At 34.9% G+C, this 19,139-nt stretch carries 10 protein-coding genes; 2 read left to right on the top strand and 8 right to left on the bottom strand.

Annotated elements, in window-relative coordinates:
- Nucleotides 1–29 precede the first annotated feature (29 nt).
- Both NLG42_RS18315 and NLG42_RS18320 read left to right on the top strand, forming a co-directional pair.
- Nucleotides 30–1,364 carry a hypothetical protein gene (locus NLG42_RS18315; protein ID WP_257681825.1) on the top strand — a complete coding sequence of 445 codons (1,335 nt, stop codon included), beginning with the start codon at nt 30–32 and terminating at the stop codon, nt 1,362–1,364.
- Between the two features lie 172 nt (nt 1,365–1,536).
- Nucleotides 1,537–2,151 (top strand): hypothetical protein, encoded by a 615-nt coding sequence (locus NLG42_RS18320; RefSeq protein ID WP_257681826.1) that lies wholly within the window; start codon nt 1,537–1,539, stop codon nt 2,149–2,151.
- A 118-nt stretch (nt 2,152–2,269) separates the two neighbouring features.
- Here the strand turns inward: NLG42_RS18320 and NLG42_RS18325 are convergent, their stop codons facing one another.
- The 8 genes from NLG42_RS18325 to NLG42_RS18360 form a co-directional block, all read right to left on the bottom strand.
- Entirely contained in the window at nt 2,270–4,687 is a 2,418-nt protein-coding gene (locus tag NLG42_RS18325; protein ID WP_257681827.1) for a glycoside hydrolase family 2 TIM barrel-domain containing protein, read from the bottom strand.
- Nucleotides 4,688–4,930: 243 nt separating this feature from the next.
- Nucleotides 4,931–8,452 carry a malectin domain-containing carbohydrate-binding protein gene (locus NLG42_RS18330; protein WP_257681828.1) on the bottom strand — a complete coding sequence of 1,174 codons (3,522 nt, stop codon included), beginning with the start codon at nt 8,450–8,452 and terminating at the stop codon, nt 4,931–4,933.
- 368 nt (nt 8,453–8,820) lie between these two features.
- On the bottom strand, nt 8,821–11,550 hold the full coding sequence (locus NLG42_RS18335; RefSeq protein WP_257681829.1) for an alpha-d-galacturonidase: 2,730 nt from the start codon (nt 11,548–11,550) through the stop codon (nt 8,821–8,823).
- A gap of 109 nt (nt 11,551–11,659) precedes the next feature.
- On the bottom strand, nt 11,660–12,553 hold the full coding sequence (locus NLG42_RS18340; protein ID WP_257681830.1) for a sugar phosphate isomerase/epimerase family protein: 894 nt from the start codon (nt 12,551–12,553) through the stop codon (nt 11,660–11,662).
- 174 nt (nt 12,554–12,727) lie between these two features.
- Complete coding sequence (locus NLG42_RS18345) at nt 12,728–13,873, bottom strand: sialidase family protein (RefSeq protein WP_257681831.1); 1,146 nt, start codon at nt 13,871–13,873, stop codon at nt 12,728–12,730.
- 143 nt (nt 13,874–14,016) lie between these two features.
- Entirely contained in the window at nt 14,017–16,767 is a 2,751-nt protein-coding gene (locus tag NLG42_RS18350) for a glycoside hydrolase family 78 protein (RefSeq protein ID WP_257681832.1), read from the bottom strand.
- Between the two features lie 95 nt (nt 16,768–16,862).
- The gene (locus tag NLG42_RS18355) at nt 16,863–17,486 is read right to left on the bottom strand and encodes a HEAT repeat domain-containing protein (RefSeq protein ID WP_257681833.1); all 624 of its coding nucleotides are present in this window, start codon (nt 17,484–17,486) and stop codon (nt 16,863–16,865) included.
- 19 nt (nt 17,487–17,505) lie between these two features.
- A complete protein-coding gene (locus NLG42_RS18360) occupies nt 17,506–19,074 on the bottom strand; it encodes an MGH1-like glycoside hydrolase domain-containing protein (protein ID WP_257681834.1) in 1,569 nt (522 codons plus the stop codon).
- Between the last annotated feature and the right edge of the window lie 65 nt (nt 19,075–19,139).

Genomic DNA, 19,139 nt, shown 5'->3' on the forward strand with positions numbered 1-19,139 from the left:
TAATTATTTAATTTTTTAATGCTATAAATATGAAAAGAAGTACATTTAAATTACTTGCATGTGGATTGGTTTTAACCACAATTGCTCTTACTACAAGCTGCAGCAGTGATGACAACAAAAATGAAACACCAGTAAATCCAGAAACTAAAGACCGTTGGATAACCATTGCTGGAGCATTAATGCAAACGGAACCAGGTGATGGTAACGGAGGAACTAAAGTATTTTCTGTAAGTAAAGCTGATGCAAAAAATCCAAACTTTTCTATCGACGTTTACGAAAATGGAGCACCTGTACAATCTAGCAGAACAGCACGTTTGCAATCATCTGTAGATGGAAGCACGCTTTTCAATATTACTTATACTGGAGCTAATGGAGGTGAATTTATGACCTACAAAGTAAACGGAGCAAAAAACTTTGTTCAATCTGGAACTACAGTAAATATTTCACAATATGCAGGAACTTCTCCAAGATGGAACAAACTTTTTGACGGAGATAAAACAGGTGTAGCAGTAAATGTTACAGCACCGGCTGTAGTTACGCAAGCTGATGGAAAAACGTACAAATACACTAGAGGTACAGCTACAGTTTTATCATTAGATTTACAAAACATCTTAATCTCAGCATTCAAACAATATGAACTTCCATTAGCAGCTGAAGAAGAAGCAAAAGGACACCACATTTTCCGTTTAGATGCTCCTACACTTAATAAAGCTGGAAACAAACTAATCATCGGTACTTGGATGCGTAAAACTGATCCTGCAACAGGAAAAATCGAAGCTGCATTTGATCGTTTAGGTTCTAAATCAATAGTTGTTGATTACCCATCATTACAAAACCCTCAAATTATTACTTCAACAGTTGCATTTGGTGACACAAGCGGTTTCAGAAGCTTTAATAGTTTTGTAGGTACTGATGGTAATATTTATCAAGCTACTCAAAGAGATACTAAAAACGGATCATACATCTTAAAAATCAACCAAAGCAATCAATACGACAACTCTTATTCTTTCAGTTTAGATACTGCACTTGGAGTTAAAGGATCTTATATTGATGCTTGGAGATATGCTGGAAACGGAATTGCTTATGCTTTATATACTCATGATGCATCTAACGGACAAGGTTTTGTTGCAAGAATCGACCTTAATGCAAAAACAGCTAAATTAGTTGAAGGTATTGCTTACGATGCTGCTTTAGATTTTGGTCAATACCAAGGTTTTGTAGTAGATGGAAACGATTTATACATTGCAGTTACACCAGTTGGTAAAGACGGTAACATCTATATTATTGATATTCCAACAGGCGCAGTTACTAAAGGTGCTAAATTGGTAAACAAACCAGGAAACCACTACATTGGTGTTTTCTAAGAACGATAACTTGAGTTATAGCGATAATTCTTGATTTTTTTTTAAATGGTAAATATTCCGCTCCTATTTTGGGGCGGAATATTTTTTTTATACAAGAATTTGATTCAAATATATTTCCTAAAGAACATAACATTAATTCATTACTTTTACCTTAAGGCGTTAAAATCTAGACATGAAAAAACCAATTCTTTACATAGTGCTCATTTTTGCTTTTTACAGCTGTCAAAACAAAAAAGAGAAAACCAGCATAGCTTCTGAGCAAATTAAAGATATCAATGAAATTGTAGAAGCAATTATAATTCAAGACAGTTTAGATGTTTTTTCTAAAAGTGAAGATTCAACTGCTTTTTGCAGTGAACTTAGAAAACTTAACATATCGATTCCTGAAAAGTACGAGAATGGATTAATTCCTCCACCACCGCCACGAGGTATTTATATTACCACATTATTAAGTGAGAAAATAATTGGAGAGAGATTTTCAGCGATAGATTCTTTATCCCTACTAGAACAAAATTCAAACCCTGAAAAACTAAAAATCGAAAAAAATCTCCTTAGCAGGTTTAATTCAATAACTATAGAAAAAGCATTAATAAAACGAAAAGAAAGCGAAAAACTGTTTACATTCTACGAAATGTCAATTCCTGTTTTTTCAATTGACAGACAAAAAGCTTACGTAGAACTAGACCGTCACTGCTCTGGTCTTTGTGGAAGCGGGCTTGCTATTTATTTGAAAAAAACAAACGGTAAATGGAAAATAATTGAAAAATGGCAAACTTGGATAAGCTAAAAAAACAAACCATATAAGTTATATAAGTTCAATCAAGCTAAAACTTAAAAAAAACTTACATAACTTATATGGTTCAAAAAAAAACTTTGCGTCTCCGCGACTTTGCGAGAAATAAGTTTTATTGCACTTTAACTTCAATAGTCGAAGCTTGCAAATTACCTGTCGACGCCTTCAACTGAATATTATCTTTCTTACCATTCGACTGGATAATAGCAATACATTTTCCATTAAACAATTTGCAAGAATTCGCTTTAAATGAATCTAAATTGGCTTGGTAACCATTATCAACTCCAACCAATTTTCCGCCGCCAGTAACTTCAAAATTGATTAAATCTGTTGCGTTTGGTAATAAGTTTCCAGCTGCATCAACTGTAGAAACGGTTACATAAACCAAATCGTAAGTATCATTATTGATTATTGTTTTGTCTGCTTTTAAATCAATTTTAGAAGCTTCTCCGGCTGTGTGGATTTCTTTTTCTAAAACTACTTTTCCATTCTTTCTTGAAATTGCTTTTAAAGTTCCTGGTTCGAACTTCACTTTCCATGAAATATGTAAATCATCATTTTGTTTTGATTTTTTTCCGAGGGATTTTCCGTTTAAGAATAATTCCACTTCATCAGCATTATTGTAATACGCCCAAACTTCAACTTCCTGATCTTTTTTCCAATTCCAATGCGGGAAAATATGCAAAACGTCTTTGTTCGACCATTCACTTTGGTACATATAATACACATCTTTTGGAAGTCCGGCTAAATCTACAATTCCGAAATACGAACTTCTCGCTGGAAATGGATACGGATCTGGTTCTCCGATATAATCAAATCCAGTCCAGATAAAAGTTCCCGCCATGAAATCTTGTTTCTTGATTGTTTTCCAATTTTCCTCGTGTGTTGCTCCCCAATACGATTTCACCTGATCATAAGCCGAAACTGTCCAATCAACATTTCCGTCAAACGGCGCGCCGTGCTTTGTCGGCCACGCTTTAATTCCATCTGGAAAATCATAATGTCCGCGTGTTTCTAAAGCCGAAACACTTTCAGAAGCCAATATTTTTTGCCCTTTAAAACGTGTTGGAAAATCTTTATAATCTTCGTGTTTGTAATTGAATCCTAAAAGATCCAAAGCTCCCGATTGGTAAATAAAATTTTTCTCAATTATATTTTCGGTCAAAGCCGAAGTCACAGGACGAGTAGTATCTAATGATTTTACGATTTTAGCCAATTCTCTGGTAATTGCAATTCCAGTTGAGTCAAACTGTTCTCTAATTTCGTTACCAATACTCCACATCATAACCGATGGATAATTACGATCTCTTTTGATAAAATCTTCTAAATCCTGTTTGTGCCACGCATCCCAATCTTTATGGTAATCGTTCGTTACTTTTTTCTTTTTCCAAACGTCAAAAGCTTCGTCCTGAACGATGAAACCCATTTCGTCGCACAATTGCATCATTTCTAAAGAATGCGGATTATGAGACATTCTGATCGCATTTGCTCCCATTTCTTTCATTAAAGTCAGCTTTCTTCTAACCGCATGAATATTTTCTACAGCGCCCAAAGCACCATTATCATGATGAAGACAAACTCCGTATATTTTCGTTGGAACTCCATTTAATGAAAAACCTTTCTCCGAATCAAAATTAAAATATCGAAAACCTAGCGGCGTTTCGTAATTGTCGACAAGTTTAGATTTCTCATAAACTTTAGTAATAACTTTATACAAGTACGGATTTTCTGTACTCCACAATTTTGGCTGCTTTAAAACCAAATCATGAACCTTTTTTTCTGTTGTTTTAGCACCAATTTTTTCTGTTGAAGTAAAGTTAGCAACTTCTTTATTCTCAGCATTTATAATCGAAGTAACCAATTTAAATTCTTTTGCAGAAGCATTATCATTGTCAATAGTAACTTCTAGATGTATTTTAGATTTTTCTGCTGAAACTTCTGGAGTTGTCACATAAGTTCCCCACTTCCCTACATGCAGTTTTTCGCTGGCAACCAATCTCACATTTCTATAAATTCCAGAACCTGTATACCATCTAGAATTTGGCTGCGCGTCATTATCAACTTTTACAGCAATTACATTCTCTTTTCCAAAGTTCAAATATTGGGTCAAATCATAACCAAAAGAAATATATCCATTTGGACGTATTCCTAAAGATTTTCCATTTATGAAAACTTCGCTGTTTTTAAAAACACCGTCAAATTCAATCGAAATCGTTTTGTTTTTCCAATTATTAGAAACGGTAAACACCTTGCGATACCAACCTTTTCCAGCAGGTAAAAATCCTTGCGCTTGCTTTGTTTTACTATTTTTATCAAAAACACCTTCGATGCTCCAGTCGTGCGGCAATTGAAGTGTTCTCCAATCTTTCGAATTAAAATCGGCTTGAATTGCTGTTGGATAATCTCCCAATTTAAAGTTCCAGTTTTTATTGAAGTCTTCGACAATTCTAGCTTGCTTCTGTGCAAAAATTGATACTGAAAACAATAACGCAATTGCTATTTTTTGAAATATGTTTTTATGCTTAATCATAAATATGTTTTTTTATTCTAATCTAATTTTTACACCGCTTTGTCAGGCTGAGCGAAGTCGAAGCCCGTGCAAACTAAATGGGCAATCTTTGTCGAATTTCTTGTGGAGATCTCTCCTTCGTCGAGATGACAAACTGAATGTGATAAACGTTGGGTCAAATACTTTACGAGAGCTTCGACTTCGCTCAGCCTGACAATCGGAATAAACCTTTGTCCCTCTGAACCTCTGAACCTCAAAAAAAACTTATTGAAACTCAAAATTATCTAACATTAATCCTTTCAAATCATCACCTTCCAACGTTATTTTATAAGTTCCAGCGTTAATATAACCGCCAGAAGTTGTATTTAAAATTTTCCATTTTTCTGGTGAAGGGAAAAACTCAATCGTATCATTTCGCATCAAAATTCCGTACGCATCTTCCATTTTAAATTTTACTTTTAACGGTGTTTCATTTCTATTCATAAAACGGAAACGCATTAAATAAATTCCGGCAACACCAGGTTTTACTTCAAACTCAATGCTGTTATTAGTCTGTTTTGTGAATTCGATATAATCTGCTTTTTTGAAATTTCCTTTTTCGATTCCGTCTCCTGTAGTTTTTGCTTTTTCAGCTTCAATGATAACTACAGGTCTTGAATCGTCTTTTTCGCCCATATCATAAGTTGGAACGACTGCAATTGAAGATATTGTTTCCGAATTATCAAAAACAACTTTTTCTCCTTTCTTTACTTTTTTAGCGAAAACGTCAAATGAAATTCCGCTGCTGTTTTTCGCTTTTTCTTCAATTTTCTTATAATCAGAAAGCCAATTTAATGTCTTAGTGATTTTACTGTCAATTAAAACATAAACAGTCGATTCTTCTTTTACAGTAAATGATCCAGAAGCTTTTGAATCAGCCGAAAACTGCAAATAATCTGCGCCAAAAATTTCTGAAGACAATTCAGTAAAACTCACATCTGAATTTATGAACTGCTTCGAATTAATACCTAACCAAGAAGCTATTTTAAAATCTTTAGAATCTAAACTTACATTCTGAATATTTCTAGGTGATTCATTTGCTGGTTTTAAATCTTTATTTTTCGTCGCAATTGCAATTGCAGCAATTATAGCCTGTGACGCTTTTACATTTGGAAACGAAATCACAATTTTTCCATTTTTACTTTTTACAGCAAATGTTTTCTTTAAGGCTTTATCATGACCAGCTTCTGCCCAAATATCAAAATCTTTTAAAACTACATTGTTATTTATTGCCACATCAAACAAACGCCATCCTTTGCAGTCCATTCCGCCACCAGTTCCATACCACGGTTCTGTGAAGTACAATTCGACTAAATATTCTCCGTCTGGTGCAGGAAATTCATAATGTAATTTGTCAACACCATATCTAAAACTCTGAAATAGTTCAGGATCATTTGTTCCGTTTATTGGGTCGAAAGTCGTTCTTTGACTGGCGAAAAAATCAGGCAATTTTTCAAAACTATCTGTCCATGATAAAGAACCCCAAGTGTTTTGTCCGTTTTTGTGCGCATCGGAAAGCCAAGTATTTCCCGATGAATCTGTCCATTCAGAACCACCGCAATTGACTCTGTAAATGTAATTATAACCGCTTTTGGCTTTTGTAATATCCGTTTTATCCGCTGTCAAAGAATCAAAACTTGGCGCTTTTGGAAAACTATTTAAAACAATATAATCTTTCGCAACTGCCTTTCCGTTAACATATCCAACAGCATAAAGAACATTATACTGAATATTGACATTGTTAAACTGAAAATGCTTTCCGATTCCTGGATTTTTTAGTTTTCCTAAAGAAGATTTATTTACATCATTAAATAATTCAACTTCATCACAATTAGAGTAAATATCGATTCCATTTTTGACACCAGGTTTTTCCCAACGACTTGGCCAAGTATGTGAAACGATATAAACCATCGGATTGGTTTTGTTTGAAACATAATTAGCGCGATACATATAAAATGCATCCAGAGGTTCGCCCCAAATCGTAAAAAGGCCTTTGTAATTTACAGGTCCAACTTTGTCAATATCTCTAAAACCTTCTCCGTTTTGAACTCGTCCAGGATTCTCATGCGAAGCAAAAAGCCAGTTAAATTGTCCCGCAATTTTATCTTTCACCGATTCGGCTTCTCTGATTTTAATTTCCATTAATTGAGAAAAACGGTTTTCACTTAAAGTCCCTTTCTGATCAAACTCACCTTCCGTATGTAAATCAGCTGAACGCCATGCACCGTATTCGCCATTTAATAACTGAGTGGTCATTTCTAAATGGTATTTTAAAGGATCTCCACCATAAGTTCCTGACCAGTTTTGCACCACATTCCAATCAGTTCCTTCTCCTCCATTACAAGTTGTTACAATGCGTTGAGAAGCTGATAAAGGATCCATTTCGCGAATTATCTTCGTACATTCTTCTGCAAATGCTGCTGGGATCGTACTTTCATTCTGTAATCCCCACATAACAACCGACGGGCTGTTTCTGCGTTCCTTAATCCATTCTCGTAATAAGGTTTTAAAGTTCTCTTTAAACTCAGGCGTATCGTACCAAATATGTGCTGAAAACTGACTCCAAAACAAGATTCCGTTTTCGTCTAATTCTTCCTGATATTTTAAATTATGAGGCTGATGTGCTTCTCTAAAAGCATTAAATCCGCCTGCTTTTATCTGTTCAATTCTAGAATGAATCATTTCATCTGAAAACGAATGGCTATTTCCAATTAAATGTTCGTATTCACAAGTTCCGTTGATAAATACAGGTTCATCATTGATAAAAAAGCGATTGTTTTTTCCGTCTCGGCTGACTGGCCAACTCACCCAGCGGATTCCGTAAGGCGTTGTTAATTGGTCGATTATTTTTCCATTTTCATAAACTGAAGTTACCAATTTATACAAATACGGATTTGATGGCGACCATAATTTTGGATTTACAATCTCAGGAAGTGTCTGCGCAATTTCTTTTGTTTCTCCTGAAATGTTTCTGATATCAGTTTTTTTGACTGCGACTTTCTTTCCTGAAGCATCAAAAAGGATATTTTCAATCGTTAAGTTTCGCTCTGAAGTACTGTAATTCTTGATCTCTGTAGTTGTATGAAGAATCGCTTTTTGTTTCGAAACCGATTTATCATTCCAAATATGAACTCCAAACGGCTGAATTCTAACGTTGTTTGTAATGATTAAAGTTACAGGTCTAAAAATTCCCATTGGCTGAGAACCTTCTGAAAATCCCCATTCGCCAGAACAGCCTCCGCAAACCCAAGGAAGATCAGCTATAAAAGATGGATGTGCTGCTTTTACTAAAATCGTATTTTCCTTATCAAAAGAAACTGCTTTTGAAATGTCTAATGTAAAAGTAGTTCGCCCGCCTTTATGTTCGCCTGCTTTTTTGCCGTTTACCCAAACGGTTGCGTACGAACTAACACCTTCAAAATATAAAAAAAGCTGTTTTGAAATGTCCTTTTTATCGAGCTTTAAAGTTTTTTTATACCAAGCTGTACCATGCAAATTTCCATGTTTTGTTCTTCTAAAACCATAATATTGATCCCAGTTGTGAGGGATATTTACATTTAACCATTGATCCGATTTTGGATTCTCCACAAAAGATTTCTCTTCTTGCGGATTATCCAAAATAATGGTTTCCCAAGATGAATTCAGCGAAACTTCCTTTCGAACTTTCGCTGAACCTTTTGTGCTTTGACTCCAAACAAAGCATAAACTTGAAAAAAAACAAAAAATAAAAAAAACTACTCTTTTCATATTTTTTTTATTGAACCATATAAGTAATATAAGGTTGTTAAAGTTTTTATTTTACTCCCTTTTTTGTCATTTCGATCTCGAAGCCTCGCGAGAGAAATCTTCGCAAGCAGCTCGACAAAGATTGGCAAAATTTCTGGATGAAATTCCTAGTGTGATTTGCTTCGCCTGTTCGCTATCGCTCGGGTCTCGTTCCTTAGGATGACAATATTGTGTTTATATTTTGCGAGCAAACCTGACGGGTTTTAAAAACCCGTCAGGTTTAACTCAACGTTGAGTCGCGTGAGGGATTGAAGCGGTATCCTTTTGTGAAGTGAAACGGAACAAAAGATATAGCCGAAAGCCCGACCCGGAGGGACACGCCCAAATCATTAATAAAACAACCAGTCTATAGCTGCTTTTTCTCCTGCATCGATATATCCAACATCACGCGGCGTTATAGTTTGATCAGCATCTATAAAACCTAAAATCAATACTTTTCCTTTTCCTAAATCTAATTTATTCTCACCCGGCTGAAACGTATAGGTATGGATATTTACACGTGGCAGCTCTTTTAAATTCATGGCACTTGCCAGAATAACTTCGGCTTGACCGTGCGCATTTCCTGCTGCATCAGTTTCTAAACTTGGCGGTAATAAAAACCTCTTTTGATCTGAATTGAAATAACCAACTACTAATTTAACTGCTTTTGTATTTCTAAACTTCAAATGTGTTCCTTTTTCGTTTTGATCGTTTTCTACAAAAGTAAAACCTTTTAAATTTTGCAGTTCAGGAGCTATTTTAGTTAATTCTGAAATATCTGTACCGTAAACTTTTGTTCCTGTTTTTACTAAATAAGTTCCCGGTTTTTCATTGATGAAACTTACTTCTGCTGTTTTCCAAGGTTTTCCTTCTTTGGTTTCAATTTTACCATCTTTTGAAGATTTTAACTTCTCTAGATTTCTTTTAAAATTGGCTAACTCACGTTCGTAATGCGGTAATAATTCTTCCCAAGTCTTGTTATTTCCATCGTCACCACCAATTGGAATTCTTCTTTGAGCCGTCTGCATACTATTGGCATAGTAATAAGTATCTTTCGTAAGGTTTACCAATAATTCGTAATGCTTGATACTCTTCTCTAAATGAGGCATCGCTTTATCTAAATCAGTTATGTCGTTTGAATAACTGTATCTTAAAACCAATAAGGCTGCTTTTACTTTTTCTGAGAAAAAATCGGCGAAAGCCTTGTAAGCATGAATATCATTTTTAAGACGCGCAAATTCTTCTTTATCTTTTGTAACACCAGCTTCTGCTTTGTCGATAGCTTCAACGGCTAATCTTCCGTGTTCAGTTATTTCGGCAATAATCTGTGTTGGAAGTTCACCTAAATGCGGTTCTTTATTCCATTCTTTTTTTGCATATTCTAAAAGCAATTCTCCCGCAGGTCCACATGATTCGTGGAATCCTGGATATACTCTCCATTTTGATGGATTTACCAATTGACTTTCGAACATTCCTAATAATAAAGTTTGACGGTTTCCTTCGGTAATTCCGAAACGTCTCAATGTTTTTGGTGCAATTTCTCCTGTTTCTTCGTAAGCTTTTAAAATATTATTGGCAGCTTCTTGATCTGTTCCGTATTTCGAAGCCAGATCTTTATCCCAGAATTTAACTTCTTCGTTTCTATCTCTTTTGCTGTCCCACGCATATCTTGCCCAAGCTTTGTACCAAATCCAGTCACGATCCATTTCTAATAAACGCTCGCCTGTTTTTGTTTTATCTGCAGAATAGGGCCAATCCCAGTATGAGGCCTGCGGATATAAATGCAGCGCATTTGCTCCGTGTACACTATGCATGGCTTTTACTGTTTTTTGAATAAAATCTGGCGAACCGTATCTAAAAGGTTCAAGATTTGCTAAAATATGAACGTTTTCAATATGAATTGACTTTAAAGCGCTTAACTGCTTGTGTGTTTCTCCCCAAGGTCCGCCCGGCGTATAAGTCGTTAAAGATTCTCCTGTATATTTACTTTCTGTGTATAGATTTTTATATAATGGAAGTGATTTTTCCATTACCAAAGGCCCGTCTGTATCATGAGAACGAAGAATAATCGGCGGTTCTTCTGTTTTTCCTAATGCCTGCAAACCGTCGCGAACGCCTGGAATAATTGTTTTTGTAAACCATTCTACATCGTCATCAACTGTATTTATTGCTTCTCCTAAACAAACCATTAATCCAACATTTGGATATTTTTCGATAAATGCGGCAATTGATTTTCTCGTGTAATCTGAAAGCAAAGGCGTAATTGGACGTGAACGGTCTTGCGTTTTAATATTGTAATGCTCAGCAAAAGGCTTAGAAACAAGAATATTGTAAAACATTTGAATAACCCAGATTCCACGTTTGTTTGCTTCAACCGTCAAGAATTTATAGATTTCTTCGTTCTTTTTGAAATCTTCATCGCTGACTTCTACTGCAAATGGATATTCTTTTAACTTCACCAAAGAAGCAAAAGGATGTCCGTTCCATAAATACAGCGAATTCATCCTGTTTTCTACCAGCATATCCAAATACTTCACCCATAATTTTTTATCATAAAACCAAGGAAAAGTTTCTGGTGTATATGGATATTCGTAAACATCACGTCCCGGAAGATAAACTGGTTTCTGCATTCCGATGCACGCACCTCTCAAAACCATTTCCGGGCTGTCTTCGATATTAATTTCTGTCGGAAGTTTTCCTGAGTTTTTAATTTTATCTGCTAATTCTAATGCACCATACAAAGCTCCAGACGCATCAGTTCCTTCAATATAAATGATGTTTTTTTGAGTGCGAATTTGAAAGCCTTCTTTTTTAGTCAGCTTACTATCGTCAATTTTAGCGCTTTTTGCGTTTTGTTTCCAGAAATCAGTTCCTTTTTCTCCAATAACAATTATCTGATCTTTTGATTTTTTGAATTTATCAGAAGCAGTTGTGCTGAATCCTTTTGAAGAAAGGATTTCTGATAATTTATCTGCTCCAAATTTTGCTCTCGGCGAACTCGGATCACTAACAATAATGATGTTTTGCGCTGTAGCAAAAGAGACGTAAAAACATAAAAAAAGTAATTGTAAATATTTCATGGTATATAATTTATTCTAAAAAATAATTGAAAATTAATCTCCAAGATCTGCTCAATCTGCGAGAGTAAAATTTCTCACGCAGATTGAGCAGATTAGGCAGATTTTTATTTTAATTCTGGAAAATCTTTTTCAAATACGCCACATTAGCGCCATAATTGGCTTTTACATTATGTACTTGTGTTACATCGCGTGAACGTTCTACAATAAGCCATCCGCTCCATTTCATTTCATCCAGCGTTTGTTTGATTTTTGGCATGTCGATCGCTTTGTCATTTTCCAACCAAAATTGATCCGTATTTGAAGCGTGAATTTGTGCTAAATACTTCTTTCCTAAGATTTTTAATTCTGATGAAATATCTCTGTCGTTATCAACTGCATTGGCAAAATTGAAAGAGCTTTTTATATATTTCGAACCAACATCTTCTAACAGTTTTTTCTCTTCAGTCGCGCTCAAAGAAGTTTCAATCGCAATAACACCGCCAATTTTTCCAACTTCTTTTCCTGCCCATTGCAGCCTTTTAATCACTTCAGGACGCAGCTCAGGATTTTTAACCAAATCCGTTTGAGTTCCTAATGGAAGATATGCCACTTTTACGTTCATATCTTTCATTGCCTTGATGCAATCTGTAATCATTGGCGTAATTTCTCTTGTTGCGAAAGACTGTGCATAAAACCCAGACATGGCAATAGAACTAATTCCAACTCCAGTTTCTTTCGATTTATCTAAAAACTTTTGTCTTTCTACAGGATCACCCAATTTGCTGTCAAAAGTTGGACGGTTTCCTAAACCTCCCATATCAAGCTCAATTCCGTCAGCTTTAATTTCTGAAGCTAAACCAAAAGAACCTAATTTTTGTCTTTTTAAAATCATCCAGTCACAAACCGCAACTTTATATTTTTGCTTTTTATTGGAAGACTGAGCCGTTGCACAGCTGTTGAACGCTGTTGACATAACAACAAGTAGTGCAACAATTATTTTTTTTTGAATAAAAATTGATTTCATATTGTTTATTTTTTTGCTCACTCCCGATAACTATCGGGATAAAAGGATTAAATAGATAAAAAAATCTGCCAGATCTGCGGGAAAAATTTTTACTCTCGTAGATTGAGCAAATTTTAGAGATTAACTAAAATTAAAAAATCATTTTAATCATTTTAATCTGTGGCAATATCTTTATTATTCTTCCTCAGCTTTTACTGCTTTCACCTCTTTACCTTCGTCGCCCGGCCAGATTCCATTTTTGATAGGAAGCGCAACCAGTTTACTTGGATCGATTTTTACATATTTCAGTTTTTCTCTTCTCCAAGTGTAAACGATATGAACCATTCCGTCAGAACTCTGAATCATTGACGGATAAGAATACTGGCTGATTTTTGAATCTTCTAAAACTAAAGCTGCATTCCAATTGATTCCGTCCTTCGAAACCGAAACATTCAATGGTGTTCTTGGTCCTTTTGCTTCAGTTCCTGGAGGTAGAACATGATTGTAAACTAATAAATGTCTGCCATCTTTTAGCGTTACGGCATCTGTTCCTGAGTTGTTATTTGGAAGTCCGATTAACTCCACATCCGACCAAGTTTTCCCGTTATCTTTTGAGAATGTACTGAAAACAGCTCTATTTCTAGTTCTGCCGATAGCCTGAATACTTCCGTCTTTATGAAATAAAATACTTGGTTGAATGGCATTAATTTTTTGTTTCCCTCTTGAAAGTGTGTCTCCCATAACCCAAGTTTTTCCAAAATCTGGAGTAGATTCCATACGAAGTCTCCATCCATCACCTTCGATACTTGACGGACATAATAGAGTTCCGTTGCTTAATAAAACTGGTTTGTTTTTGATTGGTCCTAAGAAACCATCAGGCATTTTTTTCGCCTCAGACCATGTTTTCCCGCCATCAGATGAAGTTCTGATTACGCCCCACCATTCAGATGGTTTTGGTCCGATTTTATAGAAAAGCATTAAATCACCACCCGGAATTTGATACAAAACAGGATTCCAAGTTGGTAATCTTGGTCCTTCTTTCATTACTCCATCAGCTACTTTAACGCCTTCGCTCCATTTATCGCTTCCTTTAGGTTTTATGCTTACATAGATACAAACATCAGGATTTCTCTCGTGAGTTCCTCCAAACCAAGATGAAACTAAATCACCATTTGTAGCTTCAACAATTGTAACTGCGTGGCAAGACGGATAAGGTGCTTTATCATAAATAAATTCATCTACTAAAATACCTTCTTTCCAAGTCTTTTTTTCTAAAGCCGATTTACAACTTCCTAAAAGGAAAAGTCCAAACAATACAAATGCTAATTTTGTTATTTTCATTCTCAATTTTATTATGAATTAAAATTTTTGATTATAAATACATACCTAACATTTTTTTAGGTGAAAATATTTATTAAGTGTAAAAATAACACTAAAAAATTAACAATGTATCCTGTACTGTCCCGAATTATTAAAAATGCAGTTTATTTAACGTTTAAAAGATATGTTCCTGAAGAAAGTGTAACAGCTAGATTACTTTTTTCAGTTTTATACAAATATGAAGTTTTATCTAACTGTTGTTTATTGACAGAAACAGCCGAAATAGTAGTTGTTGGCAGATAAACTATTGCAGAAGTATTTGCTGGAATAGTAATACTCCAAACCAAAGCTTTTTTATCTTTTTTCCAATCACTTTTAATTGTTCCGTAAATCGATTCGTAAGAAGCGTTTACATAAGTCAATCCCGCATTAAAATCTGGCTTCATAACGATTTGTTTGAAACCCGGAGTTTCAGGATTGCTTTTGATTCCGGCCATATTTTCGTAATACCAAATCAATAAATCGCCTAAAAGCATCACATGATTTTGTGAATTCATTGCTGGATCGGCAGTATTACCATTCCAAAGTTCCCAAATGGTTGTTGCACCGTTTTCGACCATATAACCCCAGCTTGGATAAGTTTTGTTGGATGCCAGTTTGAAAGCTAAATCTCCACGACCGAAATTAGTCAGCGTACGCATTAAAAACTGAGTTCCGATAACGCCTGTGCTGACATGACCATTTTTAGTTACTTCAACTTCATGAACCAAACTTTCAAAAACTTTTTGCTCAAATCCTTCTGGAACCATTCCAAAAGTCAACGGCAACAAATTAGCAGTTACCGTATTGTTGGCGTAATTATTTTTTGCTGTATTAAAATATTTTGCATTGAATGCTTTCTTGATTCTTAAAGCTAATTCATCATAATGTTTAATATCTTTTTCAGCATTTGCAATCACAGCAAACTTCTTCATGATATTTAAAAGCTGATAATAAAAAGCACTCGAAATCAATTCTCCATCTGTCAAACGAGAAGGATCTTTCGAACGAATCAATTCTAAAGATTCTGGCGGAACGCACCAATCTCCATATTTATCTTTGGTCATGATATCGTTTTCCAAATAGTTTTCTTCCATATAATCCATCCATTTTTTCATAGACGGATATTGTTTTTCCACTACTTTTTTATCTCCAAACTGTTGATACAACATATCAGCAACCGTAATATACGTTCCCGGCCAAGTTACATTATCACCATAATAACGCCAGAAAGCAGGCGCTACATCCGGAATTCCACCGTCGATAGTTTGTGCATTTTTAATATCATCTAACCATTTAGCGTATAAAGTCTGATTATCAAATAAGAAACTTTCACCGTAAGCTCCCGTCGTTCTATCTCCTAACCAAGGCTGACGTTCATTTCTCTGCGGACAATCAATTGGCATTCCTTTATAATTCCCGCTTATTCCCCACCAAGCATTCTTAAAAATCTGATTCATAATCGGATTCGAAGAATCAAAAGTTCCTGTAGTTGCAATATCATCGTAAACGACTTTTCCAACAAAATTTTCTAAACTTGGTTTGGTTTTGAAACCTGAAATTTCAACAAATCTAAAACCGTGATAAATAAAACGAGGTTCCCAAACTTCTTCGCCTTCACCTTTTAAAGTATAAATATCAGTGGTTTTGGCATCACGCAGATTGGCAATATACAACGAACCATCAGATTGCAAAGATTCGGCAAATTTCATCATGATTTTATCCCCTGAATTTCCTTTTACTTTCAATGATAACCAGCCTACCATATTTTGTCCCATATCTAAAATATATGTTCCTTTTGGTGTCTGTTTTATTGAAATCGGTTTTACTTCGCGTTTAATTTTCATATTCGCCGACATCTGTCCTTCATAGAATCCACCCGGTTCCTGAACATATTCTGCCGAAAGCCACTTTTTATCATTAAAATTTATAGTATTCCAGCCTTTCATTTCTTTACGGGCATCATATTCTTCGCCGTCGTATTCATTGTTCGATAAAATTGGTCCATCGGTAGTAATTTTCCAAGTTTCATCTGTGCGAATAACTTCTTTACTTCCGTCTGCATATTCAACAAACAACTGTAAAGCCATTTTTGGATATCCAAAAGTCTTAATTTTATAAGGTTTGTAATCCTGACGCATCGTAAAAAAACGTCCGTTTCCTAAAATAGTTCCCAATGCATTTTTAACTTCCTGCAATTGCGAAGTCACATCAAAAACATTGTATTTTACATTCTTGGTATAATCCGTTGGAACGGGAGCTAAAACCTGATCGCCAATTTTATTTCCGTTAATGTAAAGTTCGTACAACCCCATTCCTATGATATAAACTTTGGCGCTTTTGACTTTCTTTTTCAAGTCGATTTCTTTTCGCAGATAACGCGCAGATAATCTAGAATACTGCGAAATACTATCTCCAGGAGACGTTTTTTCATATCCAATCCAGCGTGTCGATTTCCAATCCGCATACGTTAAAATCCCAATGCTGAAATGTGCTGTTTCTGCCGATTTTACTTCGCCTTTATTGGTAAAAACAATTACTTTCCAGTAAACATCTTGTCTGTCTTTTAATTTTTTTCCATTATAAATCACATTTACAGATTGATCGCTTTGAACCTTTCCGCTGTCCCATAAATCTGCATTTCCTGCATTTAGTTTTTCTAAAGACGAAGATCCTAAAATTTGATAAGCAGTTTGTTTTACATCATTTACGTTTGCTTTTATTTTCCAGCTCAATCTTGGCTGTAAAACATCGATTCCTTCTGGATTGGTCAGCATTTCGCACTTTAAATCCACAACACTTATTTTGTTTTGGGCTTTCGCCGAAATTGTGAAAAGTGAAAGAAATAATGTTAGATGTAAAAAAAACTTTTTCATGATGTTATAATTTCTTCTAACAGGTTTTAAAAACCTGTCAGGTATTTTATGTTTTCTATTTATTGACAAACTAAACCTAATTAATCTTAAAAAAATTAAGCATTGATAAACCTTCGTAAATTATCCAATGTACTTAAGCTTTCAAAGACGATTTTATTTTGTTCTAATAATTTACTTGTTTCCCAGCGCATTTTCCATTCAGGATCTTTCAACTTTTGTCTAAGCTTCGATACTACAGCCGGATTACTTTGCAAAACCTGTTCATCAATCCAATCCGGGAGAAATTCTAAAGCATTCAAACGAGTTTCTAAATCCTTATGATCCAAACATTTTAATAATATTTCTCTAACTCCATCTGCATTATATGAAGTTATATTCTCAACTAAAATCTCATTTAAAACAGGAGAAAGTTCTTTTATTTTATTTTCGTTTACAGCTATTTGATAAACTCTGGTAAATTCATCAGATAGAAAATCAGCCCACTTATCGATATCTTCATCTTCACTCAATGAATAATAAATAAAACTAACTTTTTCAGACTGCGTAAAAAGTTGATTTTCACAAAAACGCTTTACTGAGTCGAGATCTTTTACAGCTAATTTCTGAATATCCTTAATCGCTTCTTCTGATTCCTCATGTTCAAGTTCATAATACTCATCAAGAGTAATGATCTGATCAAAATCATGTATTGGTTTGTAAATTACTTTCTTTTCAATCATAAGGCTTAAAATAAATTTTCTATTCCGAAATTACCCTTTCCAATTTATCAGAAACTGCAATTTCCTTTCCGTTTTTAAAGATTCTGAAACCTTTACCCTTTTTATATTTTTCTCCGGTTTTATCCCAAAGAATCGTAATAATATTTCCGTGGTATAAAACATTGTCCAAACAAAACCAATCCCATTTTTCCTGCGGAATTAAAGGATTCACTTCTATCTTTTCATCTGTTCTCGGACGCAAACCAACCAAACCTGTAATCATTAAATCATTAAAAGTCGAGTGGTTATAATAACGACTTCTTTCTCTGTCGCCCATTAACCAATAACCTGTAGTTTCGTCTAGATATTCACCAAGATAAGGTCTTCCGCGGTAATATTGTGATTCTACATACAAATTCATTTGCTTGAAATAATCGTTTTTGGCAACATAATTCTGATTGTAATTATTCAAAACATTGGCTAAAGCTGTTAACGTCTGCGAACTTGCAAAAGGCCAAATCGCGCCGTCCCATTCGCAGGTTCCTGTTCCGTGCGTTCTAAATCTCGGACTTCTTCGTTCTGCTGTTGTTAAACCAAACGGAGCCGAAAATCCTTTTTCATCCTTAATCTGCTCCCAAGCTTTCTCAAAACCTTTGTTTTGCTCTGGCAGATTAAAATACCACGGAATAAATCCTATAGCCTCTCTAACTTGTGCTAATGTATCTTTTTCTGTCAAAGTTTCAAAGAATTCACTTTTTGGATTCCATAATTTGGTTTCAATCAGTTGTTGCAAAACATCAGCTTTAGCTTTAAATTTTGCTTCCGCTTCCTTATCGCCTTTTATGGCAGCCATTTTAGAAATCGCTGTGGCATTTCCATACATATAACTATTAATCGTTGGTCTTGCATTTTGCACTTTTCGTCCGCCGCTTAAAGATTCTTCCATTCCATCTTTTACATCATGCTGCCAAAATAAACCGTCCTTACGTTGACGTTCTTTCTCCCAGACAGCATAATCTGTAACCATGTCTGGATACAAATCCAATAAGAATTTTTCATCCTTATTCACCAAATAACGATTGTATAAAGCATCCGCTGTCCAACTGCTGAATTTATACAATTTGTTCATCGGTTTTCCATCATTTCCACGATACCAAATTTTCACATCCTGCTCAATATACTGCGGATCATGAACCCATCTGAATTCGTTAATATGATGCCCTAAAGCACAACTAATCATATTGTATTTATCGGCATACGAACGATCTACCAAAAATTCTGTAATCGCAAATCCCTGAGGTGTTTTTTTGATATGTTTACGAACGCTCCACCAACGGAAATAATAAATTTCCTCAAAATTTTGCTGTGGACATTCAAACAACGGAATATTCTTTTCCATCCAAGTCCAAGCAGAATCATTAGGAATCGCAAATTTTAAGTTCTCATCTTCCATCGTGTTGAAATAATCAACATAATGTTTGAAGTTTTTTTCTTTTAAAATAACTGATTTTCCTTTCTGAGAATATTCCGCAGTCGATTTACAACCGATGTTTATACAAGCAATTACTATCGAAAGTGTTATTATTTTATGTTTGAAATGTTGTAACATATTCTAAATTATTATTTTAAAACTAATTATTTGGGCGTGTCCCTCTGGGTCGTGCTGTCCGTTCC

The organism is Flavobacterium plurextorum (assembly GCF_024638035.1).
GTDB lineage: Bacteria > Bacteroidota > Bacteroidia > Flavobacteriales > Flavobacteriaceae > Flavobacterium > Flavobacterium plurextorum.